Consider the following 26170-nt stretch of genomic DNA (forward strand, 5'->3'; position numbering starts at 1 on the left):
CGCCGGAACCGGTGGGGCGCGTCAGCCGCCCAGGTGCGTCGGCGCGAACATCCTGAGCACGGCCGGGAGCACGACCACCGACGGGCCCGGGGTGCCGAGCGCCTTCGCCAGGTCCTGTTCCAGCGTCCGCGGGGTGGTGCGCACGCCCGGTACGCCGAAGGACTCCGCGAGGGCCACGTAGTGCGGGCGGGTCAGTTCCGTCGCCGTCGCCTGGCCGAAGGCGTCCGTCATGTACTCGCGCAGGATGCCGTAGCCTCCGTCGTCGACGATCAGCCAGGTGACGTTCAGGTCGTACTGGCGGGCCGTGGCCAGTTCGGCGATGGAGTACAGGGCGCCGCCGTCGCCGGACACCGCCAGCACCGGGCGCGTCGGGTCGGCCGCCGCCGCGCCCAGCGCCGCCGGGAAGCCGTAGCCGAGGCCGCCCGCGCCCTGGGCCGAGTGCATGGTGTTCGGGCCCTGCGCGTCGAACGCGGACCAGGCCCAGTAGGCCAGGATCGTCATGTCCCAGAAGGACGGGGAGCCGGCGGGCAGGGCGCGGCGGACCGAGGCCAGCACGTCCTGCTCCAGGGTCAGTTCCTGGGCGGCGATGCGCTCGGACACGCGGGCCAGGAGGTCCCGCACCCGCTCGGGAGCGGAGTCGTCCGTGCGCTCCTCCACCGTCTCCAGCAGCGCCTGGAGGGCCGGGCGGGCGTCCGCGTGGATACCGAGGGCCGGGTGGTTGGACTCCAGCTTGCCGAGGTCCGCCTCGATCTGGATGACCCGTCCCCGGGGCTGGAACGTGTGGTAGTTGGAGGACAGTTCGCCGAGGCCGGAGCCGACCACCAGCAGGACGTCCGCGTCCTCCAGGAAGTCCGTCGTGTGCCGGTCCTCCAGCCAGGACTGCAACGACAGCGGGTGGTGCCACGGGAACGCGCCCTTGCCGCCGAAGGTCGTCACGACCGGCGCCTGGAGCTTCTCGGCCAGCCGGAGCAGCTTGCCCGACGCGTCCGCGCGGACGACCCCGCCGCCCGCGATGATCGCCGGACGGGCGGCGCGGGACAGCAGGCCGGCCGCCACCGCCGTCAGTTCGGGGCGCGGGACCAGGTCCTCGGGGGTCGCGTCCATCGCCGTCACCACGGGCAGCGAGGTCTCGGCCAGCAGCACGTCCTGCGGGATCTCCACCCACACCGGGCCGTGCGGGGCCGTCAGGGCCGACTTCCAGGCCGCCGCGATCGCGGAGGGGATCTGGGAGGGGGTGCGGACCGGGTGCACCGACTTCACCACGCCCCGGAACGAGGCCGCCTGGTCCGGGAGTTCGTGGAGGTAGCCGTGCCGGCCGCCGCCCAGGCCCGCCGTCGGGATCTGGCTGCTGATGGCGAGCACCGGCGCGCTGGCCGCCGCCGCCTCCTGGAGCGCGGCCAGGGACGTCAGCGCGCCCGGCCCCGTCGAGAGCAGCAGCGGCGCCGCCTCGCCGGTGATCCTGCCGTACGCGTCCGCCGCGAAGCCCGCGTTGTTCTCCACCCGCAGGCCCACGTACCGCAGCGAGGAGCGGCGGAGCGCGTCGAACATGCCGAGGGCGTGCTGGCCGGGGAGACCGAAGACGGTCGTCGCGCCCAGCCCGGCCAGCGTCTCCACGACCAAGTCTCCGCCGGTGCGCCCCGGGGGAGGGTTCAGGGCGGCGGTGATCTGCGCCGGCGTCGGGCGGAGTACCAGGTCGTGGTCGTGGGTCACTTCGCTTCCGCGTCCTTCCGGGCCGCCGCGATCTGGCGGCTCATGATCGTGGTCAGTTCGTACGCCGTGTGGGAGGCGGCGACGGAGGTGATCTCGGCGTGGTCGTAGGCCGGGGCGACCTCGACGACGTCCGCGGACACCAGGTTGCAGCCCGCCAGGCCGCGCAGGATCTCCAGCAGCTCGCGGGAGGTCATGCCGCCCGCCTCGGGGGTGCCGGTGCCGGGCGCGTGCGCCGGGTCGAGGCAGTCGATGTCGATGGAGATGTACAGCGGGCGGTCGCCGATGCGCTGGCGCAGCTGGTCGGCCACCTCGTCGGCGCCCCGGCGGTAGACGTCGGCGGAGGTGACGATGCCGAAGCCCATCTTCTCGTCGTCCGTCAGGTCCTGCTTGCCGTACAGCGGGCCGCGGGTGCCGACGTGGGACAGGGCGGAGGTGTCGAGGATGCCCTCCTCGACCGCGCGGCGGAACGGGGTGCCGTGCGTGTACTCGGCGCCGAAGTAGGTGTCCCAGGTGTCCAGGTGCGCGTCGAAGTGGAGCAGGGCGACCGGGCCGTGCTTCTTCGCCACCGAGCGCAGCAGCGGCAGCGCGATGGTGTGGTCGCCGCCGAGGGTCATCAGCCGGGCGCCGGTGCCGAGCAGGTCGTCGGCGGCGGCCTCGATGGTCTCGACGGCCTCGTTGATGTTGAACGGGTTCACGGCGATGTCGCCGCCGTCCGCGACCTGGGCGAGGGCGAACGGGGAGGCGTCCTGCGCCGGGTTGTAGGGGCGCAGGAGCCGGGACGCCTCACGGATGGCGTTGCCGCCGAAGCGGGCGCCCGGCCGGTACGAGACGCCGGAGTCGAACGGCACGCCCACGACGGCGACGTCGGCGGTGCCGACCTCGTCCAGGCGGGGCAGCCGGGCGAAGGTCGCGGGACCGGCGTACCGCGGGACGCGGGAGGAGTCGACGGGGCCGCGGGGCGTCTCGTTGCTGCTCATGGTGAAATGCCTTCTTCCTTGCGCTTCTTCGCGCACGTACTGCTTTCTCTGCGACTCTACTGGTGAGCCGGGACCGGTTCGGACGGGAGTTCGGGGGTGCGTCCGGCGAGGCGCTCGCGCCAGGTGGCGAGGACGGTCTCGTCGGTGGGCCTCGTGGCCAGGGAGACGGCGACGTAGGCGGCGAGGGAGGCCAGCAGGCCGTAGTAGACGGGCTCGTTGGCGAGGATGCCGTAGCCGGCCATCAGGCCGATGACCGCGAGGCCGCCGACGATCACGGAGGCCAGCGCGCCCTGGACCGTGCCGCGCTTCCACAGCAGGCCGCCCAGGATGGGCACGAGCAGGCCGCCGACGAGGAGGTTGTACGCCACGGTGAGCGCCTCGACCACGTTGTTCAGGGCGATCGCCGTGCCGATCACGGCCAGGCCCATGACCAGGATGAACACGCGGTTGCCCGTGACCTCGTCGTGGTCGTCGCCGTCCCGCCGCACGACCCCGCGCAGACGGGACCAGATGTCGTTGTTGGCGACCGTGGCGCAGGCGATCAGGGCGCCGGAGGACGTCGACATCACGGCGGCGAGGGCCGCGGCCAGGACCAGCCCGCGCACGCCGACGGGGAGTTCGTCCTTGACGATGGTGGCGAAGGCGTCGTCGGGGCTGCCCAGCTTGGGGTACATCACCTTGGCGGCCGTGCCGATCACCGCGCCGGCCAGGGCGTAGGCCAGGCAGTAGGTTCCGGCCACGGTGCCGCCCCACCGGGCGGTCCTGTCGCTGCGGGCGGTGAAGACGCGCTGCCAGATGTCCTGGCCGATCAGCATGCCGAACGTGTAGATCAGGACGTAGGTGAAGATCGTCTCGCCGCCGATGCCCAGCGGGTCGAAGTAACCGGTCGGCAGCTTGGCCTTCATCTCGGCGAAGCCGCCGGCCTTGACGACCGCGATCGGCAGGAGCAGGAGCAGCACGCCGATGGTCTTGACGACGAACTGGACCATGTCGGTGAGGGTGATGGACCACATGCCGCCGAGGGTCGAGTAGGCGACGACGATGGCGCCGCCGAGGATGATCGCGACCGTGCGGTTGATGTCGAAGAGCACGTCGAAGATCGTGGCGTAGGCGATGGTGGAGGTCACCGCGAGCATGAGGGTGTACGCCCACATGACCACGCCCGAGATCACGCCGGCCCGGCCGCCGTAGCGCAGGTCGAGCATCTCGGAGACCGTGTACACCTTCAGACGGGCGATGCGGGCCGAGAAGAAGACGGAGAGGGCGAGCAGGCCGAGGCCGATGGTGAAGACCATCCACGCGCCGGAGAGGCCGTACTGGTAGCCGAGGCCCACGCCGCCGATGGTGGAGGCGCCGCCGAGGACGATCGCCGCCATGGTGCCGGAGTACATGGCGGGCCCGAGGCGGCGGCCGGCCACCAGGAACTCGCTCTTGGACTTGGCGCGGCGCATGCCCCACCAGCCCATGGCGAGCATGCCGGCGAGATAGACGACGATCACTGTGTAGTCGACGGCCATGGGGCCCTCCTTCGCGCACTGTCCGGTGGCGTGTCGTGCAGGTTCTTCGCAGATGCGCCGGCAGCGGCTCGCGGGGACATCCGCCCGTACCCGCGGCTGCCGTGCCCCTTGAGGCTAGGTGGCCGGAAAGCGACTGCGAAGTGTACGTTTCATCCATATGCACGGGGCGGGATGGAGGGAACGCACACCATGCCCGAGACGATCGCCCCGGCGGTCCCGCCGACCCCGCCGGTCACACTCCAGGCGCTGCTGGCCCGGGACGACCTCGCGCTGCGGCAGATCGCCGGGCCCGCGGACCCGGGGATCGTGATCCACTGGGCGCACACCTCGGAGATGGCCGACCCCTACCCCTATCTGCTGGGCGGCGAGCTGCTGCTCACGGCCGGGGTGCACATCCCCGAGGCGGCCGGCTCGGGCACCTACTTCGACGACTACGTCTCCCGGATCGTGGCCGCGGGCGGCGCGGCCCTCGGCTTCGGGGTGGCCCCCGTGCACGACACGGTCCCGCGCGCCCTGGTCGCCGCCTGCGACCGGTACGGGCTGCCGCTGCTGGAGGTGCCGCCGCAGACCACGTTCTCCGGGGTGGCCCGCGCGGTCTGGCAGCTGATGGCGCAGGCCCGGCTGGCCGAGCTGCGCCGGGTCACCGAGGCGCAGCAGAGTCTCGCGGCCGCCGCCTCCCGGCCGGACCCGGTCCCCTCGGTGCTGCGCCAGCTGGCCCAGCGCGTGGGCGGCCGGGCGGTGCTCTACGGGCCCGACGGCACGGAGATCGCGGGCGCGGGCAGGGGGGCACCGGAGGGCGCGCGGACGGCGCTGGCGGAGCTGGCGGGCGTGGTCAGGCACCCGGCCGCTCCCCCACCGGCCGTGCCCCGCGGCCGGCCGCACCCGGCCCCTTCCGCACCGGGCAAGCCGGGCACACCGAGCACCCCGGGCACAGCCGGAACAGGGCACGCACGGAGCACACCCGGCACGCCGGTCCCCCGCCCGCACCCCGCCTCCGCCACCGACACCCACGGCGCCACCCACCTCGCCGTCTACGCCCTCGGCGCCGGGGAGGGGTTCGTGCTCGGGGTGGCCGCGCCCCGGCGTGACCCGGGTGACCACACCATCGCCTCCGTCGCCGCCGTCCTGCTGGCCCTGCTGACCGGGGAGCACCACAGCGGTGCCGGGGCGGCCCGGTCCTCCGCGCTCGTCCGGCTGCTGCTCGGCGCCCCGCCCGAGGAGGTGGCGCCCCTGCTCGGCACCGGGCAGTGGCTCGTGGTGCACGCGCGGCCGGAGGTCCAGGCCCCGGACGCGGTCGCCGCCTCCGCGCTGGGCGCCGCCCTGGGCTCGCCGCTGGTCGACCTCGCCCGCGACGTCGTACGGGTACTGGTGCCGGCGGACCGGGAACCGGGGCCACAGCCCGGCTGGACGCTCGGGGTGAGTGCCGCGGCCGGGCCCCGGGAGTGGCCGGCCGCCGACACCCAGGCCGCCCGTGCCCTGGCCCGGGCCCGCGCCACCCGCACCCCGCTGGTCCGGCACGCGGCCCGCCCCGCGCTGGCGGACCTGGTGCCGCGGGCGGACGCCGAGACGCACGCCCGTGCGCTGCTCGGCCCCCTCGCGGGGCAGGCCGCGCTCGCCGACACCCTGCGCACCTGGCTGTCCCTGCACGGCAGTTGGGACCGTACGGCGGTGGCGCTCGGCGTGCACCGCAACACCGTGCGGCAGCGGATCGCCCGCTGCGCCGCCCTGTTGGCCGCCGACCTGGACGATCCGGACGTGCGCATGGAGCTGTGGTTCGCGCTGCGCCGGGACTGACGGCGACCGTGGGTGACCCCCGTCCCAGCGGACGGTACGCCGAGGACGCGCGCCGGGCACTGCCCCACAATGGGAGGCATGCCGATATCCGGGACACCCAGCCGCGCCCAGCTCGTCGACCACCTGGTGCGCACGCGTATCGCGGGGGACGTCGCCACGCCCCGCGAGAACAACCTCTCCCACTACCGTCAGCTCGCCAACGGTGTCCGCAACTACTGGCTCGGCCTGGAACTGGGCGACCGCTGGACGGACGAGCAGGACGTGCTCGCGGTCATGGCCGAGCGGGTGGGCGTCAACGACGACCCGGAGTACCGGTACGGGCAGGACACCATCGACCCCGAGCTGACGGTGGACGCCCTCGACCGCATGGCGGCGCGGCTGCGCAAGGCGGCCGAGGACCGGCAGCGGGTGCTGTTCGCGACCGGGCACCCGGGCGGTCTCCTGGACGTCCACCGGGCCACGGCCGCCGCGCTGCGCGCCGCCGGCTGCGAGATCGTCGTCATCCCGGACGGGCTCCAGACGGACGAGGGGTACGTGATGCAGTTCGCGGACGTGGCCGTGCTGGAGCACGGGGCGACGCTGTGGCACACGCACTCCGGTGAGCCGATGCGGGCCATTCTGACGGGACTTGAGCGGGAGGGGCGTCCGCTGCCGGACCTGGTGGTCGCCGACCACGGCTGGGCCGGGTACGCGGGGCAGCACGGTGTCGACTCCGTCGGGTACGCCGACTGCAACGACCCGGCGCTGTTCCTGGCCGAGTCCGAGGGCACCGTGCAGGTCGTCGTCCCGCTGGACGACCACGTAGTGAGCCCGCGTCACTACGATCCGATGACCGCGTACCTGCTCGCCGCGGCCGGTCTGGTCTGACACCGCGTCGCGACGGGGGTCCCGCACTCCGGTGCGGAAAGAAGAGGTGCGGCCCCGCGAACGGGGCCGCACGTCGTCAGTCAGTGGCCGGCTCAGCGGCCGCCGCCACCTCCGCCGCCGTGACCGCCGCCACCGCCGCCGCCGTGGCCACCGCCACCGCCGCCGTGACCGCCGCCACCGCCGCCGTGACCGCCGCCGCCACCGCCGTGACCGCCACCGCCGTAGCCGCCACCGCCGTGACCGCCACCGCCGTAGCCGCCACCGCCGTGACCGCCACCGCCGTAGCCGCCACCGCCGTAGCCGCCACCGCCGTGGTCACCGCCGCCGTAGCCGCCACCGTGGTCGCCGCCATAGCCGCCGCCGTGGTCGCCGCCGTAGCCGCCGTAGCCGCCGTAGCCGTTGTCTTCATCGCCCCAGTTCCAGCTGTAGGAACCGCGGTCGCTGTGGGTCGAGGCTGAGGCGGTTCCGGCGGTGCCGATCGCGGCTCCGCCGGCCAGCAGCAGGCCGCTGGCGGAAATCGCGACAAGACGCCTCACGCGCTGTGATCGCATAGGAATACCTTCCATCTCCATCGTCTCTCACGGCTCCCTGGGGGAGGCGCGAGGTGGATGGCCGTCGCCGCTGCGAAAGGGGAAGAGTGCGGCGCGGTCTTCAGATGTCACCGCAGACAGTTGGAACCGATACGGTGCCGGGCACCTCACACTCGGGTCTGCCGGGCATGCCGTTCACTGCGGCCTTCACTCAGAGAGCCTAGTCCCACATGGGTCACGCGTCATCTCGGAGAGCACGCCGGTCACGGCCGTCTCGGCACTCGGACGACACCCTCCTGGATGACCGAGATGGCGAGCCGCCCGTCCTGGGTGTAGATACGGGCCTGGCCGAGGCCCCGGCCGCCGTGCGCGGACGGTGACTCCTGGTCGTACAGCAGCCATTCGTCGGCCCGGAAGGGGCGGTGGAACCACATCGCGTGGTCCAGGGACGCGCCGACGACGTCCCCGACGGCCCAGCCGCCGCGCCCGTGCGCGAGCAGCACCGAGTCGAGCAGGGTCATGTCGGAGACGTAGGTGGCGAGGACGACGTGCAGCAGGGGTTCGTCGACGGGGCCGCCGAGCTTGCCGTTGGTGCGGAACCACACCTGGGAGTGCGGCTCGCGCGGCTCGCCGTACCGCCCGTACGGCGGCTCGTCCACGTACCTGAGGTCGATCGCCTCGCGCGCCTGGAGGAACCGCTCCACGACGTCGGGGGCGAGGTGGCCGTAGCCGCGCAGCCGCTCCTGGGAGGTCGGCAGGGTCACCGGGTCGGGCGCGGGGGGCATGGGCGCCTGGTGCTCCAGCCCGTCCTCGTACGCCTGGAAGGACGCCGACAGGTGGAAGATCGGCTTGCCGTGCTGGACGGCGACCACCCGGCGGGTGGTGAAGGACCGGCCGTCGCGGATGCGGTCCACGGTGTAGACGATGGGCGCGCCCGGGTCGCCGGGGCGCAGGAAGTACGCGTGCAGGGAGTGGGCGGGCCGGTCCGCGGGGACCGTCCGCCCGGCGGCGACCAGCGCCTGCGCCGCCACCTGCCCGCCGAAGACGCGCGGGACGACGGCGGGGCGGGAGCGGCCGCGGAAGATGTCCTCCTCGATCTGCTCCAGGTCGAGCAGTTCGAGGAGGTCCTGGAGTGCCTGGCTCATGGTGTCCTGGTGTACCGGCCAGTGATCGCGTGTCGGTGTCCGGGGCCTTACAGTCCCATGTCCTTGGCGATGATCGTCTTCATGATCTCGCTGGTGCCGCCGTAGATGCGGTTGACACGGTTGTCCGCGTACAGGCGGGCGATCGGGTACTCGTTCATGTAGCCGTAGCCGCCGTGCAGCTGGAGGCAGCGGTCGATGACGCGGTGCGCGACCTCGGTGCAGAACAGCTTCGCGGAGGCGGCCTCGGCGGGGGTCAGCTCACCGGCGTCCAGGGCCTCCAGGGCGCGGTCGGCGACCGCCTCGGCGGCGTCCACCTCGGCCTGGCAGGCGGCCAGCTCGAACTTGGTGTTCTGGAAGTGGGCGACCGGCTTGCCGAAGACGGTGCGCTCCTGCACGTAACTCTTGGCGAACCGGACGGCGGCCTTGGCCTGGGCGTAGGCGCCGAAGGCGATGCCCCAGCGCTCGGAGGCCAGGTTGTGGCCGAGGTAGGAGAAGCCCTTGTTCTCCTCGCCGAGCAGGTCCTCGACCGGGACCTTGACGTCGACGAAGGCCAGCTCCGCGGTGTCGGAGGTGCGCAGGCCCAGCTTGTCCAGCTTGCGGCCGATGGAGTAGCCCTCGGACTTGGTGTCCACGGCGAACAGGGAGATGCCGTGGCGGCGGTCCTCGGCGGTGGGCGCGGCGGTGCGGGCGCAGACGATCACCTTGTCGGCGTGCACACCGCCGGTGATGAAGGTCTTGGCGCCGTTGAGGACGTAGTGCGTGCCGTCCTCGGAGAGCTTGGCGGTGGTCTTCATGCCCGCGAGGTCGGAGCCGGTGCCCGGCTCGGTCATCGCGATGGCCCACATCTCCTCGCCGGTGACGAACTTCGGCAGGTAGCGCTTCTTCTGCTCGTCGGTGGCGAGCATCTTGATGTAGGGCAGGGCGAGCAGCACGTGCACGCCGGAGCCGCCGAACTGGACGCCGGCGCGGGCGGTCTCCTCGTAGAGGACGGCCTCGAACTTGTGGGTGTCCAGGCCCGCGCCGCCGAACTCCTCGGGCACGCTGATGCCGAAGACGCCCAGCTCGCCGAGCTTGTAGTAGAAGTCGCGCGGCGCCTGGCCGGCGGCGAACCACTCGTCGTACACCGGCACGACCTCGGCCTCGATGAAGGCGCGAAGGGTCTCCCGGAACGCCTCGTGATCCTCGTTGAACACCGTACGGCGCACGCCGTCCACCTCCACGTACCTGACATCGGCATGTCTAAGCGCTTGCTCACCCAACCGTACCGGCGAGTACGGAACCCCGTCCAGGGGGGTCCCGCCGTAACGCTCGTCACGCCCGGTCGCCCTCGGGCCGCAGCCGCAGGCCCACCTGCCAGTCCTGGTCCTGCCGGTACTCCACGGCGCCCTGGCGGTACCGGACGCGATAGCCGGACAGGTTCTCGTGGACGGGGCCGGTCACCTCCACCCGGGCGAGCACGTAGGCGTCCGCCCGGCCGTGCGGCGGCACCCGGATCGGCCGGGCGGCGTGCACCCGCGCCCCGGGCACGGCCTGCGCGAAGTCCTCGTCGTCCGAGGCGAACAGCCCCTGGCCGCCCGTCTCCTCGACCGTGACGACGCCGTAGCGCAGCACCCGCAGGCCCGCCGGCACGTGCAGCCACTCGGTGCGCAGCAGCGTGAGCGGCCGGCCGGTGACGTTCTCCTGGACGGGCACGCTCATCCAGTACGCGGTGCCGATCCGGGCATGCGGGAAGCCGATGGCGTTCCCGGTCCCGGCCAGGCCGTGCCCCTGCGCGTAGTCCCGCGCCCGGTCGCCCCCGGCCGCGGCCGTCAGCGCCCCCGCGACGACGAGCGCGGCGACCGCGCGCAGCGCTCTCGTACGCCTCTTCCCACGAGCCGTGCCGATTCCCACGGCTTCCCCCTCCACTCGGTGCAGGGGAGCGTCAGATCACGTCGCTGACCTGCGGGAACAGCCCGGTCCGCTACTCCTCGCCGGCCGCCTCGAACGCGCCCCGCGCCATGCGGTGCAGCAGCGCCGCCGTCACCCCGCGCCCCGGCAGGGTCCCCGCGCGGCCCAGGTGGGGGGTGGAGTTGAGCAGGCCGAAGACCGAGTGGACGGCCGAGCGGGCGGCCGGTTCGGTCAGGCCCGGGTACACCGCGCGGACCACCTCCACCCACAGCTCCACGTACTGCCGCTGGAGCTGCCGCACCAGCTTGCGGTCGCTGTCCCGCAGGCGGTCCAGCTCGCGGTCGTGCAGGGTGATCAGCGGGCGGTCGTCCAGGGCGAAGTCGATGTGGCCCTCGATCAGGGAGTCGAGGACGCGGGTCGCGGGGATCCCGTCGGCCTCGGCCAGCCGGCGCTTGGCACCGGTGAGCAGCTGCCCGCTGATGCCGACCAGCAGCTCGGCGAGCATCGCGTCCTTGCCCGGGAAATGCCGGTAGAGGCCGGGGCCGCTGATGCCGACCGCGGCGCCTATCTCGTCGACACCGACGCCGTGGAACCCGCGCTCGGCGAACAGCCGGGCGGCCTCCTTCAGGATCTGCTCGCGGCGGGTCGGGGCGTCGGTTCTGGTGGCCATGCAGACAATTCTAGACAGCGAGGTTAGCGGTCGTTAACCTGATGGTGATGGTTAACGCTCATTAACAGGTTCGATCACCGGTGAGGGGAACCGCAGGATGCAGGAGGCACCGGAGCTTCACAGCGCGGCAGATCCCGCGTCGGAGGCCTGGCGGGCCAACGAACAGGCGCATCTGGCCCTCGTGGAGGAGCTGCGCGCCAAGCTGGCCGCGGCGGCCCTCGGCGGCGGCGAGAAGGCCCGCGCCCGGCACACCGCGCGCGGCAAGCTGCTGCCGAGGGACAGGGTGGACACGCTGCTCGACCCGGGCTCGCCCTTCCTGGAGCTGGCCCCGCTCGCGGCCGACGGGATGTACGAGGGGCAGGCCCCGGCCGCCGGGGTGATCGCCGGGATCGGCCGGGTCAGCGGGCGCGAGTGCGTGATCGTCGCGAACGACGCCACCGTCAAGGGCGGCACGTACTACCCGATGACGGTGAAGAAGCACCTGCGCGCGCAGGAGGTGGCGCTGGACAACCGGCTGCCGTGCGTCTACCTGGTCGACTCCGGCGGGGCCTTCCTGCCGATGCAGGACGAGGTCTTCCCGGACCGGGACCACTTCGGGCGGATCTTCTACAACCAGGCCCGGATGTCCGGCGCGGGCATCCCGCAGATCGCGGCCGTGCTCGGCTCCTGCACGGCCGGCGGTGCGTACGTCCCGGCGATGAGCGACGAGGCCGTGATCGTCCGCGGCCAGGGCACGATCTTCCTGGGCGGCCCGCCGCTGGTGAAGGCGGCCACCGGCGAGGTCGTCACGGCGGAGGAGCTGGGCGGCGGCGAGGTCCACGCGCGCGTCTCCGGGGTCACCGACCACCTCGCCGAGGACGACGCGCACGCCCTGAGGACCGTCCGGAACATCGTCGCCACGCTCCCGGCCCGGCAGTCCCCGCCCTGGGAGGTCGTGCCCGTCGCCGAGCCCAAGGTCGATCCCTACGGGCTCTACGGCGCGGTCCCCGTCGACTCCCGCACCCCCTACGACGTCCGCGAGATCATCGCGCGCGTGGTCGACGGCTCCCGGTTCGCCGAGTTCAAGAGCGAGTTCGGGCAGACCCTGGTCACCGGCTTCGCGCGCATCCACGGCCACCCGGTCGGGATCGTCGCCAACAACGGCATCCTGTTCTCCGAGTCCGCCCAGAAGGGCGCCCACTTCATCGAGCTGTGCGACCAGCGCGGCATCCCGCTGGTGTTCCTCCAGAACATCTCCGGCTTCATGGTCGGCAAGGACTACGAGGCGGGCGGCATCGCCAAGCACGGCGCCAAGATGGTGACCGCGGTCGCCTGCACCCGCGTGCCGAAGCTGACGGTCGTCGTCGGCGGCTCGTACGGCGCGGGCAACTACTCGATGTGCGGCCGGGCCTACTCCCCCCGCTTCCTGTGGATGTGGCCCAACGCCAAGATCTCCGTCATGGGCGGCGAGCAGGCCGCGTCCGTGCTGGCGACCGTCAAGCGGGACCAGCTGGAGGCGCGCGGCGAGCAGTGGCCCGCCGAGGACGAGGAGGCGTTCAAGGCGCCCGTGCGCGCCCAGTACGAACGCCAGGGCAACGCCTACTACGCCACCGCCCGGCTCTGGGACGACGGCGTCATCGACCCGCTGGAGACCCGTCAGGTGCTGGGCCTCGCCCTGACGGCCTGCGCCAACGCGCCCCTGGGAGACCCCCAGTTCGGCGTCTTCCGGATGTGAGGAGGGGAACCGTGTTCGACACAGTGCTGGTGGCCAACCGGGGCGAGATCGCCGTACGCGTCATCCGTACGCTCCGCTCGCTGGGCGTGCGCTCGGTGGCGGTCTTCTCCGACGCCGACGCCGACGCGCGGCACGTCCGGGAGGCCGACACGGCGGTACGGATCGGCCCGGCGCCGGCCGCCGAGAGCTATCTGTCGGTGGAGCGGCTGCTTCAGGCCGCCGCCCGCACCGGCGCCCAGGCCGTCCACCCCGGCTACGGCTTCCTCGCGGAGAACGCGGGCTTCGCCCGCGCCTGCGAGGAGGCGGGTCTGGTCTTCATCGGCCCGCCGGCGGACGCGATCGCGCTCATGGGCGACAAGATCCGCGCCAAGGAGACGGTGCAGGCGGCCGGGGTGCCGGTGGTGCCGGGCGGCCGGGACCCGGAGCTGGCCGAGGCGGCCCGCGCGCTGGGCGCGCCCGTGCTGCTCAAGCCGTCCGCCGGCGGCGGCGGCAAGGGCATGCGGCTGGTGCGGGACATGACCGTGCTGGAGGAGGAGATCGCCGCCGCCCGCCGCGAGGCCCGCGCCTCCTTCGGCGACGACACCCTGCTGGTGGAGCGGTGGGTCGACCGGCCCCGGCACATCGAGATCCAGGTGCTGGCCGACGGCCACGGCAACGTGGTCCACCTGGGCGAGCGCGAGTGCTCCCTCCAGCGGCGCCACCAGAAGATCATCGAGGAGGCGCCGAGCGTGCTCCTCGACGAGCGGACCCGGGCCGCGATGGGCGAGGCGGCCGTGCAGGCGGCGCGCTCGTGCGGGTACCGGGGCGCGGGCACGGTGGAGTTCATCGTCCCGGGCGGCGATCCCTCGCAGTACTACTTCATGGAGATGAACACCCGCCTCCAGGTGGAGCACCCGGTCACCGAACTCGTCACCGGGCTGGACCTGGTGGAGTGGCAGCTGCGGGTGGCCGCCGGGGAGCCGCTGGGCTTCGCGCAGGAGGACCTGCGGCTGACCGGCCACGCGGTGGAGGCCCGGATCTGCGCGGAGGACCCCGCGCGCGGGTTCCTGCCCTCCGGTGGCACGGTCCTGCTGCTGGGCGAACCGCAGGGCGACGGCGTGCGCACCGACTCCGGGCTCACCGAGGGCACCGAGGTGGGCAGCCTGTACGACCCGATGCTGTCCAAGGTGATCGCGTACGGCCCGGACCGCGCGACGGCGCTCAGGAAGCTGCGATCGGCGCTCGCGGAGACGGTCACGCTGGGTGTGCAGACCAACGCCGGGTTCCTGCGCCGGCTGCTCGCGCACCCGGCGGTCGTCTCGGGCGAGCTGGACACGGGCCTGGTCGAGCGGGTCGTGGACGACCTGGTCCAAACGGACGTCCCCGAGGAGGTCTACGAGGCGGCGGCGGCCGTACGCCTGGAGCGGCTCACGCCGCGCGCGGAGGGCTGGACCGACCCCTTCTCCGTGCCGAGCGGCTGGCGGCTCGGCGGCACCCCGAAGCCGCCGGCCTTCCACCTGCGGGCGCAGGAGCCGGTGACGTACACCCCCCGGGGCACCCACACCGTCACCGGTGACCGCGTGACCGTCACCCTCGACGGCGTCCGGCACACCTTCCACCGGGCCGGTGACTGGATCGGCCGGGACGGGGACGCCTGGCAGGTGCGCGACCACGACCCGGTGGCCGCGTCCCTGAACCGCGCGGCCCACGCGGGCGCCGACTCGCTCACCGCGCCCATGCCCGGCACGGTGACGGTGGTCAAGGTGGCCGTCGGCGACGAAGTGACCGCCGGGCAGAGCCTGCTGGTGGTGGAGGCGATGAAGATGGAGCACGTCATCTCCGCCCCGCACGCCGGCACGGTCGCCGAGCTGGACGTGACACCGGGTACGACGGTCGCCATGGACCAGGTGCTGGCCGTCATCGCCCCGAAGGAGGCGGCGGAATGAGCGTCGACGGTCTGCCCATGGTCGTACCGGCCCCGGGCCTGCCCGCGCGGGTGCGGATCCACGAGGTCGGCGCGCGGGACGGGTTGCAGAACGAGAAGACGGCCGTGCCGACCGCGGTGAAGGCGGAGTTCATCCGGCGGCTGGCCGGCGCGGGCCTGACCACGATCGAGGCGACGAGCTTCGTGCACCCCAAGTGGGTGCCCCAACTGGCCGACGCCGAGGAGCTGTTCCCGCAGGTGAGCGACCTGCCCGGGGTGGCCCTGCCGGTGCTGGTCCCGAACCGGCGCGGCCTGGACCGGGCGCTGGCACTCGGCGCCGGGCGCGTCGCCGTGTTCGCCAGCGCCACCGAGTCCTTCGCGAAGGCCAACCTCAACCGCACGCTGGACGAGTCGCTGGCGGTGTTCGAGCCGGTGGTGCGGCACGCCAAGGACCGAGGCGTGCACGTGCGCGGCTATGTGTCCATGTGCTTCGGCGACCCGTGGGAGGGCGCGGTGCCGGCGCGGCAGGTGGCCCGGGTGTGCACGGCCCTGCGGGACATGGGCTGCGACGAGCTGAGCCTCGGCGACACGATCGGTGTGGCCACGGCCGGTCAGGTGCGCGAGCTGCTCGCGCTGCTCAACGACCGGGGCGTGCCGACGGAAGCGATCGGCGTGCACTTCCACGACACCTACGGCCAGGCGCTCGCCAACACGCTGGCGGCGCTCCAGCACGGCGTCACCACGGTCGACGCCTCCGCGGGCGGCCTCGGCGGCTGCCCCTACGCCAAGTCCGCCACCGGCAACCTCGCCACCGAAGACCTCGTCTGGATGCTGCACGGGCTCGGCATCGCGACGGGGGTCGACCTCGGCCGTCTGACCGCCACGAGCGTGTGGATGGCCGAACAGCTGGGCCGGCCCAGCCCGTCCCGTACCGTCCGCGCTCTCTCCCACAAGGACCAGTGATCAGCATGGACCACCGTCTCAGCCCCGAGCTGGAGGACCTCCGCCGTACGGTGGAGGAGTTCGCGCACGATGTCGTGGCGCCGAAGATCGGCGACTTCTACGAGCGGCACGAGTTCCCGTACGAGATCGTCCGGGAGATGGGCCGCATGGGCCTGTTCGGGCTGCCGTTCCCGGAGGAGTACGGCGGTATGGGCGGCGACTACCTGGCGCTCGGCATCGCGCTGGAGGAGCTGGCCCGGGTCGACTCCTCGGTGGCCATCACCCTGGAGGCGGGGGTCTCGCTGGGCGCGATGCCGCTGCACCTGTTCGGCACGGAGGAGCAGAAGCGCCGGTGGCTGCCCCGGCTGTGCTCGGGTGAGGTCCTGGGCGCGTTCGGCCTGACCGAGCCGGACGGCGGCAGCGACGCGGGGGCGACCCGTACGACGGCCCGCCTCGACCCGGACACGGACGAGTGGGTGATCAACGGCACGAAGTGCTTCATCACGAACTCGGGCACGGACATCACGGAACTGGTGACCGTCACCGCCGTCACCGGGCGCAAGCCGGACGGCCGGCCGGAGATCTCGGCGATCATCGTCCCGTCGGGCACGCCGGGCTTCACGGTGGCGGCGCCCTACTCGAAGGTCGGCTGGAACGCGTCGGACACCCGTGAGCTGTCGTTCGCCGACGTCCGCGTCCCCGCCGCCAACCTCCTGGGCGAACAGGGCCGTGGCTACGCCCAGTTCCTGCGCATCCTGGACGAGGGCCGCATCGCGATCGCGGCCCTGGCGACGGGGCTGGCCCAGGGCTGCGTGGACGAGTCGGTGAAGTACGCCAGGGAACGCCGTGCCTTCGGCAAGCCCATCGGCGCCAACCAGGCGATCCAGTTCAAGATCGCCGACATGGAGATGAAGGCCCACACCGCCCGGCTCGCCTGGCGCGACGCCGCGAGCCGGCTGGTGGCGGGCGAGCCCTTCAAGAAGGAGGCGGCCCTGGCCAAGCTCTACTCCTCCACGGTCGCCGTCGACAACGCCCGCGAGGCGACCCAGATCCACGGCGGCTACGGCTTCATGAACGAGTACCCGGTGGCCCGCATGTGGCGCGACTCCAAGATCCTGGAGATCGGCGAGGGCACGAGCGAGGTGCAGCGCATGCTGATCGCCCGCGAGCTGGGCCTGGTGAGCTGACCCGGAGCCCGGCCCATCCGCACGGGACCGGCGGCACCGGCTGCCGGTCCCGTGTCATCGGGCGCTGTCCCCGCCGTCGTCCGTGCGCGAACGCCGGGCTTCGTCCACGACACGCCGCCAGGACCTGATCACTTCGGGCACCTGGTCCAACAGCCGCTTCAGGGCGGACAGAGCCGCGGACACGACGCCCGCCGCGCCGAGAATCGCCAGGGTGATCCGCAGATCCACGCTCGGGTTCCGCCTGAGCCGGAGGGTGGCCGAGCCGGGGACGTCGGACCCGTTCCCGTCGCAGCCGGCTGTGCCGGCCGTGGGGTGCCGACCGTAGCCGCGCGGACCCCGGCCTGTCCGCCGTACCGCCAACTCCGGGCCCGTCGGCGGTTGTCCGCCAGACGCGCACCGGCCGAACGGGCAGGTACCCGCCCCCTGGACATCACATGAGGTTAGGCTAACCTACCTTCGAACTTGTCCGGCGGGCGCTTCGCCCCGTTCGAAAGCAGTCATACCCATGCCCCATGCCCGTGCCACCCACCTCACTCGCCGCGGCCTGCTCGCCGCCGGCGGCGCCCTCGGACTCGGTGCCGCGCTCGCCGCCTGCGGGGACGACAAGGGCAAAGACGGCGGCTCCGGCACGGAGGCGAAGGCCGGCACGTCCGGGCCCTGGTCCTTCAAGGACGACCGCGGCACGACCGTGAAGCTGGACAAGGTCCCCGCGAACATCGTCGCGTTCACCGGCGTGGGCGCCGCGCTGTACGACTACGGCATCCAGGTGAAGGGCGTCTTCGGCCCGACGAAGACCGCCGCCGGCAAGCCCGACGTCCAGGCCGGCGACATGGACATCAGCAAGGTGACGGTCCTCGGCAACACCTGGGGCCAGTTCAGCGTCGAGAAGTACGCCTCCCTCGCCCCGGACGTGCTCGTCTCCACGCTGTTCGACGGCGCCGGCACCCTCTGGTACGTCCCCGAGGAGTCGAAGAAGAAGATCGCCCAGCTGGCCCCGAGCGTCGGCATCTCCGTCTACGACCGCCAGCTCACCGAGCCGCTCCAGCGCATGTGGGACCTCGCCGCGTCGCTCGGCGCGGACATGAAGGCCGCCGAGGTCACCGACGCCAAGAGGCGGTTCGAGGACGCCGCCGCCCGGCTGCGCGCCGCCGCCAAGGCCAAGCCCGGCATCAAGGTGATGGCCGGCAGCGCCAGCGACCAGTTGTTCTACGTCTCCGGCACCAACCTCTCCGTCGACCTGGAGTACTTCAAGGCCCTCGGGGTGAACTTCGTGGAGCCGCCGGAGAGCGCCAAGAAGCAGGGCGGTGGCTGGTACGAGTCGCTGAGCTGGGAGAACGTCGACAAGTACCAGGCCGACATCATCATGATGGACGACCGCACCTCGGCCATCCAGCCCGCCGACATCACCAAGGCCACCTGGAAGAAGCTGCCCGCGGTGAAGGCGGGTCAGGTCATCGCCCGCTCCCCCGAGCCGATCCTCTCCTACGACAAGTGCGTGCCGCTGCTGACGAACCTGGCGGAGGCCCTGGAGAAGGCCAAGAAGGTCAGCTGACCCGTAAGCACCCCTGACAAAGCCCTGACCCCACTCTCAGGAGCCACACATGACGACGGCCGTAGCCGCCCCGTTCCGTTTCTTCTCCCTCCAGGTCGTACGGACGAGGCGGCTCGGTCCGTCCCTGGTCCGGGTCACCTTCGGCGGAGCCGATCTGCACGCCTTCCACTCCGACGGGCGGGACCAGTCCCTGTCGCTCTTCCTGCCGCATCCCGGGCAGAGCGAACCCGTCGTCCCGCTGGAGCTGGGCGAGGGCTGGTGGCAGGGGTGGCGGGAACTCCCGGACGACGTACGGGCGGTGATGCGCTCGTACACGCTCCGGGCCCTGCGCCGCGACCCCGACGAGATCGACATCGACTTCGCCCTGCACGGCGTGGAGCCGGGCGCGGCCACGCCCGCCGGTCCCGCCTCCCGCTGGGCCGCCCGCGCCGCCGCCGGTGACCGCGTGCTGCTGCTCGGCCCGGCCGTCGCGGACAACCGGGCGATCCGGTTCCGCCCGCCCGGTGACACCGGTCCCGTCGTGCTGTGCGGCGACGAGACCGCCGTACCCGCCGCGACGGCGATCCTGGAAGCCCTGCCCGCCGACACCCGGGTCCGGGCCTGGCTGGAGGTGCCGCACGCCGGTGACATCCAGGACGTGCGCACGCGGGCGGACGCGGAGATCACGTGGCTCGTACGGCGCGACGGGTCCCCCATGGCCGTCGACGCCGTACGAGCCGCTCCCCTGCCGGACGCCGGGCGGGCGTACGTGTGGATCGCCGGCGAGTCCGGCCAGGTGAAGGCGCTGCGGCGGCACTTCGTCGCCGAGCGCGGGGTGGACCGGCGGCGTGTCACGTTCGTCGGCTACTGGCGGCAGGGGATGACGGAGGAACAGCTCCGGGCCGCGGAATAAACCTGACGTGCCGTGGCATCGGTCACGGGCCGCGGCATGTCACGGAACTCAAAAGTTAGGTTAGGCTAACCTAAGTTGATCTCGCACGGACCGTCCCCTCGGAGGACCCCCACATGCGCTCGCACCTGCTCAATGGCCTCACCGCGGAGCACTACCGCCGCTCCGTGACCGAAGGAGTCGAGCGGGTGGCGGCCAAACTCGCCACCACCGACCGTCCGTTCACCGGCGTCACCGTGGACGCCCTCTCCCCCACCGTCGACGCGATCGACCTCGACCGTCCGCTGGGCGACACCGCCGCCGTCCTGGACGAACTGGAGGACGTCTACCTCCGGGACGCGGTCTACTTCCACCACCCCCGCTACCTCGCGCACCTCAACTGCCCGGTCGTCATCCCGGCGGTGCTCGGCGAAGCCGTGCTCTGCGCGGTCAACTCCTCGCTGGACACCTGGGACCAGTCGGCCGGCGGCACCCTCATCGAGCGCAAGCTCATCGACTGGACGGCCGCCCGCATCGGCCTCGGGCCGGCCGCCGACGGCGTCTTCACCTCCGGCGGCACCCAGTCCAACCTCCAGGCGCTGCTGCTGGCCCGGGAGGAGGCGAAGAGCCACTCGCTCGGCCGGCTGCGCGTCTTCGCCTCCGAGGCGAGCCACTTCAGCGTCAGGAAGTCCGCGAAACTGCTCGGACTCGGGCCGGACGCCGTCGTCACCGTCCCCGTCGACCACGACAAGCGCATGCGGACGGTCGCCCTCGCCCGCGAGCTGGAGCGCTGCGCACGGGACGGCCTGGTCCCCATGGCCGTCGTCGCCACCGCCGGCACCACCGACTTCGGCTCCATCGACCCGCTCCCGGAGATCGCCGGGCTGTGCGCCCAGTACGGCGTCTGGATGCACGTCGACGCGGCCTACGGCTGCGGGCTGCTCGCCTCCCTGAAGTACCGGGACCGGATCGACGGCATCGAGCGCGCCGACTCGGTCACCGTCGACTACCACAAGTCGTTCTTCCAGCCGGTCAGTTCGTCCGCCGTGCTGGTCCGGGACGCGGCCACCCTGCGGCACGCCACCTACCACGCGGAGTACCTCAACCCGCGCCGCATGGCGGAGGAACGCATTCCCAACCAGGTCGACAAGTCCCTCCAGACCACCCGCCGCTTCGACGCCCTCAAACTGTGGATGACGCTGCGCACGATGGGCGCCGACGGCGTCGGGCAGCTCTTCGACGAGGTCTGCGACCTGGCCCGGGAGGGCTGGGAACTGCTCGCGGCCGACCCCCGCTACGACGTCGTCGTCGAGCCCAGCCTGTCCACCCTCGTCTTCCGCTACGTCCCGGCCGCCGTCACCGACCCCGCCGAGGCCGACCGCGCCAACCTCCACGCCCGCAAGGCCCTGTTCGCCTCCGGTGACGCCGTGGTCGCGGGCACCAAGGTGGACGGCCGCCACTACCTGAAGTTCACCCTGCTCAACCCTGAGACACGGGCGGCCGACATCGCCGCCGTCCTCGATCTGATCGCCGGCCACGCCGAGCAGTACCTGGGAGAGTCCCTTGACCGCGCGTCCTGAAGCCCACGGCAAGACCTACGACTTCGTGGGGATCGGGCTCGGCCCCTTCAACCTCGGACTCGCCTGCCTCACCGAGCCGATCGCCGAACTGGACGGCGTCTTCCTGGAGTCCAAGCCCGGCTTCGAGTGGCACGCCGGCATGTTCCTGGACGGCGCCCACCTCCAGACCCCGTTCATGTCGGACCTGGTCACCCTGGCCGACCCGACCTCGCCGTACTCCTTCCTGAACTACCTGAAGGAGAAGGGCAGACTGTACTCGTTCTACATCCGCGAGAACTTCTACCCGCTGCGGGTCGAGTACGACGACTACTGCCGCTGGGCCGCGAACAAGCTGAGCAGCGTCCGCTTCGGCACCACGGTCACCGAGGTGACGTACGAGGACGAGCGGTACGTCGTGCGCACCGGCGCCGGGGACACCTACCGGGCCCGCCACCTGGTCCTCGGCACCGGCACGGTCCCCTTCGTGCCGCAGGCGTGCCAGGGGCTGGGCGGCGACTTCCTGCACACCTCCCAGTACATGCACCGCAAGGCGGAGCTGCTGGAGAAGGAGTCCATCACCATCGTCGGCAGCGGCCAGAGCGCGGCGGAGATCTACCACGAGCTGCTCGCCGGGATCGACGTCCACGGCTACCGGCTCAACTGGGTCACCCGCTCCCCGCGGTTCTTCCCGTTGGAGTACACGAAGCTGACCCTGGAGATGACCTCCCCGGACTACGTCGACTACTTCCGGGCGCTGCCCGAGGAGACCCGCTACCGGCTGGAGAAGCAGCAGAAGGGCCTGTTCAAGGGCATCAACTCGGACCTCGTCGACGCGATCTTCGACCTGCTGTACCAGAAGAACGTCGAGAGCGGCGACCGCCCGGTCCCCACCCGGCTGCTCACCAACTCCACGCTGCGCACGGCGACGTACCAGGACGGCGCGTACACCCTCGGCTTCCACCAGGACGAGCAGGACAAGGACTTCGAGATCCGCAGCGAGGGCCTGGTCCTGGCCACCGGCTACCACTACACCCCGCCGGCCTTCCTCGCCCCGGTCCAGGGCCGGCTCCGCTTCGACGGCCACGGCCGCTTCGACGTCGCCCGCAACTACTCCGTCGACGTCACCGGCCGCGGTGTCTTCCTCCAGAACGCCGGCGTCCACACCCACAGCATCACCAGCCCCGACCTGGGCATGGGCGCGTACCGGAACGCTTACATCATCCGTGAGCTGCTCGGCACGGAGTACTACCCGGTGGAGAAGACCATCGCCTTCCAGGAGTTCGCAGTATGACCGGCACGACCACGACCACGACCACGAGCACGACCTTCACCTTCCGTCCCGTCGACCCGCCGGCGGACTCCGGACTGCTGCACTCCTGGGTCACCCATCCCAAGGCGGCCTTCTGGATGATGCGGGACGCGCGGCCGGAGGACGTCGAGCGCGTCTACAGGGAGATCGCGGCGGACGAGCACCACCACGCGCTGCTCGGGCTGCGCGACGGCACTCCCGTCTTCCTGATGGAGACGTACGACCCCGCGCACCGGGAGCTGGCCGGGCTGTACGAGGCGCGGCCGGGCGATGTCGGGATGCACTTCCTGACCCCGGCCACCGACACTCCCGAGCACGGGTTCACCAAGGCCGTCATCACCGCCGTCATGGCCCGTCTGTTCGAGGACCCGGCGGTGCGGCGGGTCGTCGTCGAGCCGGACGTGCGCAACACGGCCGTGCACGCGCTGAACGCGGCCGTCGGGTTCGTGCCCGAGCGGGAGATCGACACACCGGAGAAGCGGGCGCTGCTGAGCTTCTGCACCCGCGAGCAGTTCGAGAAGGCGGTGACCGCATGACCCTCGCCGACGCCGTGGCCCATCTGTCCCCCGAGCGCTGGGCGACAGCCAACCGGCTGCTGCTGCGCAAGGCGCTCGCCGAGTTCGCGCACGAGCGGCTGATCACGCCCGAGGAGGACGGCGACCGGTACGTCGTCCGCAGCGACGACGGGCTCACCACCTACCGGTTCGGCGCCGTACGGCGGGCCCTGGACCACTGGGAGATCGACGCAGGCTCCCTCACCCGGCACCGCGAGGGCACCGAACTCCCGCTCGCCGCCCTGGACTTCTTCATCGAGTTGAAGGAGTCGCTGGGGCTGAGCGACGAGATCCTGCCGGTCTACCTGGAGGAGATCTCCTCCACCCTGTCGAGCACCTGCTACAAGCTCGCCAAGCCCCGCGTGACCTCCGCGGAGCTGGCCCGCGGCGGCTTCCAGGCGATCGAGATGGGGATGACCGAGGGCCACCCGTGCTTCGTCGCGAACAACGGGCGGCTCGGCTTCGGCGTCCACGAGTACCTGTCGTACGCCCCGGAGACGGCGAGCCCGGTGCGGCTGGTGTGGCTGGCCGCGCACCGCTCGCGGGCCGCGTTCACGGCCGGCGCCGGGGTCGAGTACGAGTCCTTCCTGCGGGCCGAGCTGGGCGAGAAGACGGTGGAGCGCTTCCGCGCCGTCCTCACCGACCAGGGGCTGGACCCCGCCGACTACCTGTTCATCCCGGTCCACCCCTGGCAGTGGTGGAACAAGCTCAGCGTCACCTTCGCCGCCGAGGTGGCCCGTCGGCACCTGGTCTGCCTGGGCGAGGGCGACGACGAGTACCTGGCCCAGCAGTCGATACGCACCTTCTTCAACACCAGCGACCCGGCCAAGCACTATGTGAAGACCGCCCTGTCGGTGCTCAACATGGGCTTCATGCGGGGTCTGTCCGCCGCCTACATGGAGGCGACCCCGGCCATCAACGACTGGCTGGCCCGGCTGATCGACGGCGACCCGGTGCTGAGGTCGACGGGCCTGTCCATCATCCGGGAGCGGGCCGCCGTCGGCTACCGGCACCTGGAGTACGAGCGGGCCACCGATCGCTACTCGCCGTACCGCAGGATGCTCGCCGCGCTGTGGCGGGAGAGCCCGGTGCCCTCGCTGCGGGACGGCGAGACCCTCGCCACCATGGCCTCGCTGCTGCACGTGGACGACGAGGGCGCCTCCTTCGCGGGCGCCCTGATCGAACGCTCGGGCCTGGCCCCCGCCCAGTGGCTGCGGCAGTACCTGCGGGCCTACTACGTTCCGCTGCTGCACACCTTCTACGCCTACGACCTGGTGTTCATGCCGCACGGCGAGAACACGATCCTGGTGCTGCGGGACGGGGCCGTGCAGCGCGCGGTCTACAAGGACATCGCCGAGGAGATCGCCGTTCTGGACCCGGACGCGGCCCTGCCGCCGGAGGTCCGGCGGATACGCGTCGAGGTCCCCGAGGACAGGAAACTGCTGTCGGTCTTCACGGACGTCTTCGACTGCTTCTTCCGCTTCCTCGCCGCCCGCCTCGCCGCCGAGGGCGTCCTGGAGGAGGACGGCTTCTGGCGCACGGTCGCGGAGGTCACCCGCGAGTACCAGGAGGCGAACCCGCGACTGGCCGACCGGTTCCGCCAGTACGACGTGTTCGCCCCCGAGTTCGCGCTGTCCTGCCTGAACCGTCTCCAGCTGCGCGACAACAGGCAGATGGTGGACCTCGCCGACCCCTCCGGCGCGCTCCAGCTCGTCGGCACCCTCAAGAACCCGATCGCCGGGTTCTGAGGGCACCACGGTCCCACGGGCACCCCGCGGTACGGTCCTGCGGGGTGCCCGTCGGCTCCCGGTCAGCGTGCCGGCCAGGGCACCTGCGGTGAGCGGTAGTAGTGGATGCCGAGGGCGTCCCAGCGGGGGCCCTGGGCCGCCAGCCGCACCCGGTAGGCGTTCCAGTCGTGGGTGGCCGCCGGTGACCAGCCCAGCTCGGCCGCGCCGGCGAGCCGGGGGAACGCCATGTACTCGATCTCGGCGGTGTCCGTCACGTTCTCCGTCCACAGGGGCGCCTCGACGCCCCGGACCGCGGAGGCCGGCACCCCGGCGAGATAGGCGCCCGGATCCCAGTCGTACGACCGCTTCACCTCGACCAGGCCCGCCCAGTCCTGACCGGGGCCGGTGTTCCGCGTGTACTTCATGTCGAGGTAGGTCCGGTCGGCCGGGGACAGGATCAGGCCCGTGCCGTTCCGGGCGGCCTCGGCGACCTGTGCCTTCTCCGCCGCGCTGGTGTCGTCCAGGCCCCAGTACTGGGCGAGGGCGCCCTTCGCCGGGTGGGCGCCGGTGAGCTGGTGCCAGCCGATGACGGTCTTGCCGTAGCGGGCGACGACCGGCTGCACCCGGTCCATGAACGCCACGTAGTCCGCGTGGCTGGTGGAGTGCGCCTCGTCGCCGCCGATGTGCAGGTAGCGGCCGGGGGTGAGGGCGGCCACCTCCCGCACGACGTCGTCCACGAAGTCGTAGGTGGCCTTCGCGGACACGCACAGCGAGCTGAAGCCGACCTCGGTCCCGGTGTACAGCGGGGGCGCCACGCCGTCGCAGTTGAGCCCGGCGTAGGAGGCGAGGGCCGCGTTGGTGTGGCCGGGCATGTCGATCTCGGGCACGACCTCCAGGTAGCGGGAGGCCGCGTACCGCACGATCTCCCGGTAGTCGGCCTTGGTGTAGTGACCGCCCGGGCCGCCGCCGACCTGGGTCGAGCCGCCGTAGGAGGCCAGGCGCGGCCAGGAGTCGACGGCGATGCGCCAGCCCTGGTCGTCGCTGAGGTGCAGATGCAGCTCATTGACCTTGTAGAGGGCCAACTGGTCAATGTACCGCTTGACTTGGGCGACCGTGAAGAAGTGCCGGGAGACGTCGAGCATGGCGCCCCGGTAGGCGAAGCGGGGGCGGTCCCGCACGGTGCCGCCGGCGACCGTCCAGGGGCCGGGCTGGACGGTCTTCTTCTCGACGGCCGCCGGGAGGAGCTGGCGCAGGGTCTGCACGCCGTGGAAGAGGCCCGCGGGGGTGCGCGCGGTGAGGGTGACCCCGCCCGCGTCGCTGTGCAGCCGGTAGCCCTCGGCGCCGAAGTCGCCCCGCGCGAGGGCGAGCCGGATGCCGCCGGCGCCGTGGCCGGTGACCGGCAGCGGATAGCCGGTGGCCGGGCGCAGCAGGCCGGCCAGGTAGCCGCCGACGTGGCGGGCCCCGGCGGACCCGTCGACGCGGATGCGGGTCTGGCGGGTGATGCGGTAGGGCGTTCCGCCGGGCGTGACCGAGGCGGGGGCCGGGACCACCCGGTCCAGCGGGGTCGGGGCGGCGGCCTGCGCCGTGCGGTCCGCGCCGAGGGTGACGACGCCGGCCGCCGCGAGCAGCAGCAGGGAACCGAGGACGTGGGAGAGGCGGGGAGTCGTGCCGTGGTTCCGTCTCACAAGCGCTCCCTTCGGAAGGGGTGACCGTCAGACTTGGTCGGGACCAACTGTCCCGCAGATCGGGTGGAACAAT

At 72.3% G+C, this 26170-nt stretch carries 22 protein-coding genes; 12 read left to right on the forward strand and 10 right to left on the reverse strand.

Features of this window, described 5'->3' with window-relative positions:
• Positions 1-21 precede the first annotated feature (21 nt).
• From ACZ5DC_RS09145 to ACZ5DC_RS09155, 3 genes are read right to left on the reverse strand one after another with little or no spacing between them, the layout of a single operon-like run.
• Positions 22-1710, reverse strand: coding sequence for a thiamine pyrophosphate-binding protein (locus tag ACZ5DC_RS09145; protein ID WP_468650892.1), 1689 nt, complete (start codon positions 1708-1710; stop codon positions 22-24).
• The gene (gene speB, locus ACZ5DC_RS09150) at positions 1707-2687 is read right to left on the reverse strand and encodes an agmatinase (protein ID WP_132786127.1); all 981 of its coding nucleotides are present in this window, start codon (positions 2685-2687) and stop codon (positions 1707-1709) included. Before speB ends, ACZ5DC_RS09145 begins: the two co-directional genes overlap by 4 nt.
• A 56-nt stretch (positions 2688-2743) precedes the next feature.
• On the reverse strand, positions 2744-4204 hold the full coding sequence (locus tag ACZ5DC_RS09155; protein ID WP_468650895.1) for a sodium:solute symporter family protein: 1461 nt from the start codon (positions 4202-4204) through the stop codon (positions 2744-2746).
• Between the two features lie 171 nt (positions 4205-4375).
• On the opposite strand from ACZ5DC_RS09155, the gene ACZ5DC_RS09160 reads away from it, so the two are divergent.
• Complete coding sequence (locus ACZ5DC_RS09160; protein WP_468650897.1) at positions 4376-5998, forward strand: PucR family transcriptional regulator ligand-binding domain-containing protein; 1623 nt, start codon at positions 4376-4378, stop codon at positions 5996-5998.
• A gap of 78 nt (positions 5999-6076) precedes the next feature.
• Positions 6077-6865, forward strand: a complete 789-nt coding sequence (locus ACZ5DC_RS09165; RefSeq protein ID WP_382582468.1) for a phosphatase — start codon at positions 6077-6079, stop codon at positions 6863-6865.
• Between the two features lie 92 nt (positions 6866-6957).
• Here ACZ5DC_RS09165 and ACZ5DC_RS09170 read toward each other — a convergent pair whose 3' ends face one another.
• The 5 genes from ACZ5DC_RS09170 to ACZ5DC_RS09190 form a co-directional block, all read right to left on the reverse strand.
• A complete protein-coding gene (locus tag ACZ5DC_RS09170) occupies positions 6958-7401 on the reverse strand; it encodes a hypothetical protein (protein WP_468650899.1) in 444 nt (147 codons plus the stop codon).
• A gap of 257 nt (positions 7402-7658) precedes the next feature.
• Positions 7659-8540 (reverse strand): acyl-CoA thioesterase, encoded by an 882-nt coding sequence (locus tag ACZ5DC_RS09175; RefSeq protein WP_468650901.1) that lies wholly within the window; start codon positions 8538-8540, stop codon positions 7659-7661.
• A gap of 47 nt (positions 8541-8587) precedes the next feature.
• Positions 8588-9745, reverse strand: a complete 1158-nt coding sequence (locus ACZ5DC_RS09180) for an acyl-CoA dehydrogenase family protein (RefSeq protein ID WP_468650903.1) — start codon at positions 9743-9745, stop codon at positions 8588-8590.
• Between the two features lie 106 nt (positions 9746-9851).
• Complete coding sequence (locus ACZ5DC_RS09185; RefSeq protein WP_468650905.1) at positions 9852-10430, reverse strand: hypothetical protein; 579 nt, start codon at positions 10428-10430, stop codon at positions 9852-9854.
• 70 nt (positions 10431-10500) lie between these two features.
• Complete coding sequence (locus ACZ5DC_RS09190; RefSeq protein WP_468650907.1) at positions 10501-11097, reverse strand: SACE_7040 family transcriptional regulator; 597 nt, start codon at positions 11095-11097, stop codon at positions 10501-10503.
• Positions 11098-11194: 97 nt separating this feature from the next.
• Between ACZ5DC_RS09190 and ACZ5DC_RS09195 the strand changes: the two genes are divergently transcribed.
• From ACZ5DC_RS09195 to ACZ5DC_RS09210, 4 genes are read left to right on the forward strand one after another with little or no spacing between them, the layout of a single operon-like run.
• Positions 11195-12811 carry a carboxyl transferase domain-containing protein gene (locus ACZ5DC_RS09195; protein ID WP_468650909.1) on the forward strand — a complete coding sequence of 539 codons (1617 nt, stop codon included), beginning with the start codon at positions 11195-11197 and terminating at the stop codon, positions 12809-12811.
• An 11-nt stretch (positions 12812-12822) separates the two neighbouring features.
• Complete coding sequence (locus ACZ5DC_RS09200) at positions 12823-14736, forward strand: acetyl/propionyl/methylcrotonyl-CoA carboxylase subunit alpha (RefSeq protein ID WP_468650911.1); 1914 nt, start codon at positions 12823-12825, stop codon at positions 14734-14736.
• A complete protein-coding gene (locus tag ACZ5DC_RS09205; protein WP_468650913.1) occupies positions 14733-15677 on the forward strand; it encodes a hydroxymethylglutaryl-CoA lyase in 945 nt (314 codons plus the stop codon). Before ACZ5DC_RS09200 ends, ACZ5DC_RS09205 begins: the two co-directional genes overlap by 4 nt.
• 5 nt (positions 15678-15682) lie before the next feature.
• Positions 15683-16843, forward strand: a complete 1161-nt coding sequence (locus ACZ5DC_RS09210) for an acyl-CoA dehydrogenase family protein (RefSeq protein WP_366750426.1) — start codon at positions 15683-15685, stop codon at positions 16841-16843.
• A gap of 54 nt (positions 16844-16897) precedes the next feature.
• On the opposite strand, the gene ACZ5DC_RS09215 is transcribed toward ACZ5DC_RS09210, so the two are convergent.
• Positions 16898-17071: a hypothetical protein gene (locus ACZ5DC_RS09215; protein ID WP_468650916.1), complete on the reverse strand. Its 174-nt coding sequence runs from the start codon at positions 17069-17071 to the stop codon at positions 16898-16900.
• Between the two features lie 277 nt (positions 17072-17348).
• Here ACZ5DC_RS09215 and ACZ5DC_RS09220 point away from each other — a divergent pair, with 277 nt between their 5' ends.
• The 6 genes from ACZ5DC_RS09220 (at position 17349) to ACZ5DC_RS09245 (ending at position 24433) form a co-directional block, all read left to right on the forward strand.
• The gene (locus tag ACZ5DC_RS09220; protein ID WP_468650918.1) at positions 17349-18395 is read left to right on the forward strand and encodes an ABC transporter substrate-binding protein; all 1047 of its coding nucleotides are present in this window, start codon (positions 17349-17351) and stop codon (positions 18393-18395) included.
• Positions 18396-18444: 49 nt separating this feature from the next.
• Positions 18445-19287, forward strand: a complete 843-nt coding sequence (locus tag ACZ5DC_RS09225; protein WP_468650920.1) for a siderophore-interacting protein — start codon at positions 18445-18447, stop codon at positions 19285-19287.
• Between the two features lie 113 nt (positions 19288-19400).
• Complete coding sequence (gene desA / locus ACZ5DC_RS09230) at positions 19401-20843, forward strand: lysine decarboxylase DesA (protein ID WP_468650922.1); 1443 nt, start codon at positions 19401-19403, stop codon at positions 20841-20843.
• Positions 20827-22113: a lysine N(6)-hydroxylase/L-ornithine N(5)-oxygenase family protein gene (locus tag ACZ5DC_RS09235; RefSeq protein WP_468650924.1), complete on the forward strand. Its 1287-nt coding sequence runs from the start codon at positions 20827-20829 to the stop codon at positions 22111-22113. Before desA ends, ACZ5DC_RS09235 begins: the two co-directional genes overlap by 17 nt.
• On the forward strand, positions 22110-22667 hold the full coding sequence (locus ACZ5DC_RS09240; protein ID WP_468650926.1) for a GNAT family N-acetyltransferase: 558 nt from the start codon (positions 22110-22112) through the stop codon (positions 22665-22667). Before ACZ5DC_RS09235 ends, ACZ5DC_RS09240 begins: the two co-directional genes overlap by 4 nt.
• Positions 22664-24433, forward strand: a complete 1770-nt coding sequence (locus tag ACZ5DC_RS09245) for an IucA/IucC family protein (RefSeq protein WP_468650929.1) — start codon at positions 22664-22666, stop codon at positions 24431-24433. Before ACZ5DC_RS09240 ends, ACZ5DC_RS09245 begins: the two co-directional genes overlap by 4 nt.
• A gap of 62 nt (positions 24434-24495) precedes the next feature.
• Here the strand turns inward: ACZ5DC_RS09245 and ACZ5DC_RS09250 are convergent, their stop codons facing one another.
• Positions 24496-26097 (reverse strand): beta-N-acetylhexosaminidase, encoded by a 1602-nt coding sequence (locus ACZ5DC_RS09250; protein ID WP_468650931.1) that lies wholly within the window; start codon positions 26095-26097, stop codon positions 24496-24498.
• Positions 26098-26170 lie beyond the last annotated feature (73 nt).

The organism is Streptomyces sp. NPDC031445 (assembly GCF_055581365.1).

Coding starts and splice junctions, on each gene's coding strand:
- speB (WP_132786127.1), bottom strand. CDS start 2,687: ATGAGCAGCAACGAGACGCCCCGCGGCCCCGTCGACTCCTCCCGCGTC.
- ACZ5DC_RS09155 (WP_468650895.1), bottom strand. CDS start 4,204: ATGGCCGTCGACTACACAGTGATCGTCGTCTATCTCGCCGGCATGCTC.
- ACZ5DC_RS09160 (WP_468650897.1), top strand. CDS start 4,376: ATGGAGGGAACGCACACCATGCCCGAGACGATCGCCCCGGCGGTCCCG.
- ACZ5DC_RS09165 (WP_382582468.1), top strand. CDS start 6,077: ATGCCGATATCCGGGACACCCAGCCGCGCCCAGCTCGTCGACCACCTG.
- ACZ5DC_RS09175 (WP_468650901.1), bottom strand. CDS start 8,540: ATGAGCCAGGCACTCCAGGACCTCCTCGAACTGCTCGACCTGGAGCAG.
- ACZ5DC_RS09190 (WP_468650907.1), bottom strand. CDS start 11,097: ATGGCCACCAGAACCGACGCCCCGACCCGCCGCGAGCAGATCCTGAAG.
- ACZ5DC_RS09195 (WP_468650909.1), top strand. CDS start 11,195: ATGCAGGAGGCACCGGAGCTTCACAGCGCGGCAGATCCCGCGTCGGAG.
- ACZ5DC_RS09205 (WP_468650913.1), top strand. CDS start 14,733: ATGAGCGTCGACGGTCTGCCCATGGTCGTACCGGCCCCGGGCCTGCCC.
- ACZ5DC_RS09210 (WP_366750426.1), top strand. CDS start 15,683: ATGGACCACCGTCTCAGCCCCGAGCTGGAGGACCTCCGCCGTACGGTG.
- ACZ5DC_RS09220 (WP_468650918.1), top strand. CDS start 17,349: ATGCCCCATGCCCGTGCCACCCACCTCACTCGCCGCGGCCTGCTCGCC.
- ACZ5DC_RS09225 (WP_468650920.1), top strand. CDS start 18,445: ATGACGACGGCCGTAGCCGCCCCGTTCCGTTTCTTCTCCCTCCAGGTC.
- desA (WP_468650922.1), top strand. CDS start 19,401: ATGCGCTCGCACCTGCTCAATGGCCTCACCGCGGAGCACTACCGCCGC.
- ACZ5DC_RS09240 (WP_468650926.1), top strand. CDS start 22,110: ATGACCGGCACGACCACGACCACGACCACGAGCACGACCTTCACCTTC.
- ACZ5DC_RS09245 (WP_468650929.1), top strand. CDS start 22,664: ATGACCCTCGCCGACGCCGTGGCCCATCTGTCCCCCGAGCGCTGGGCG.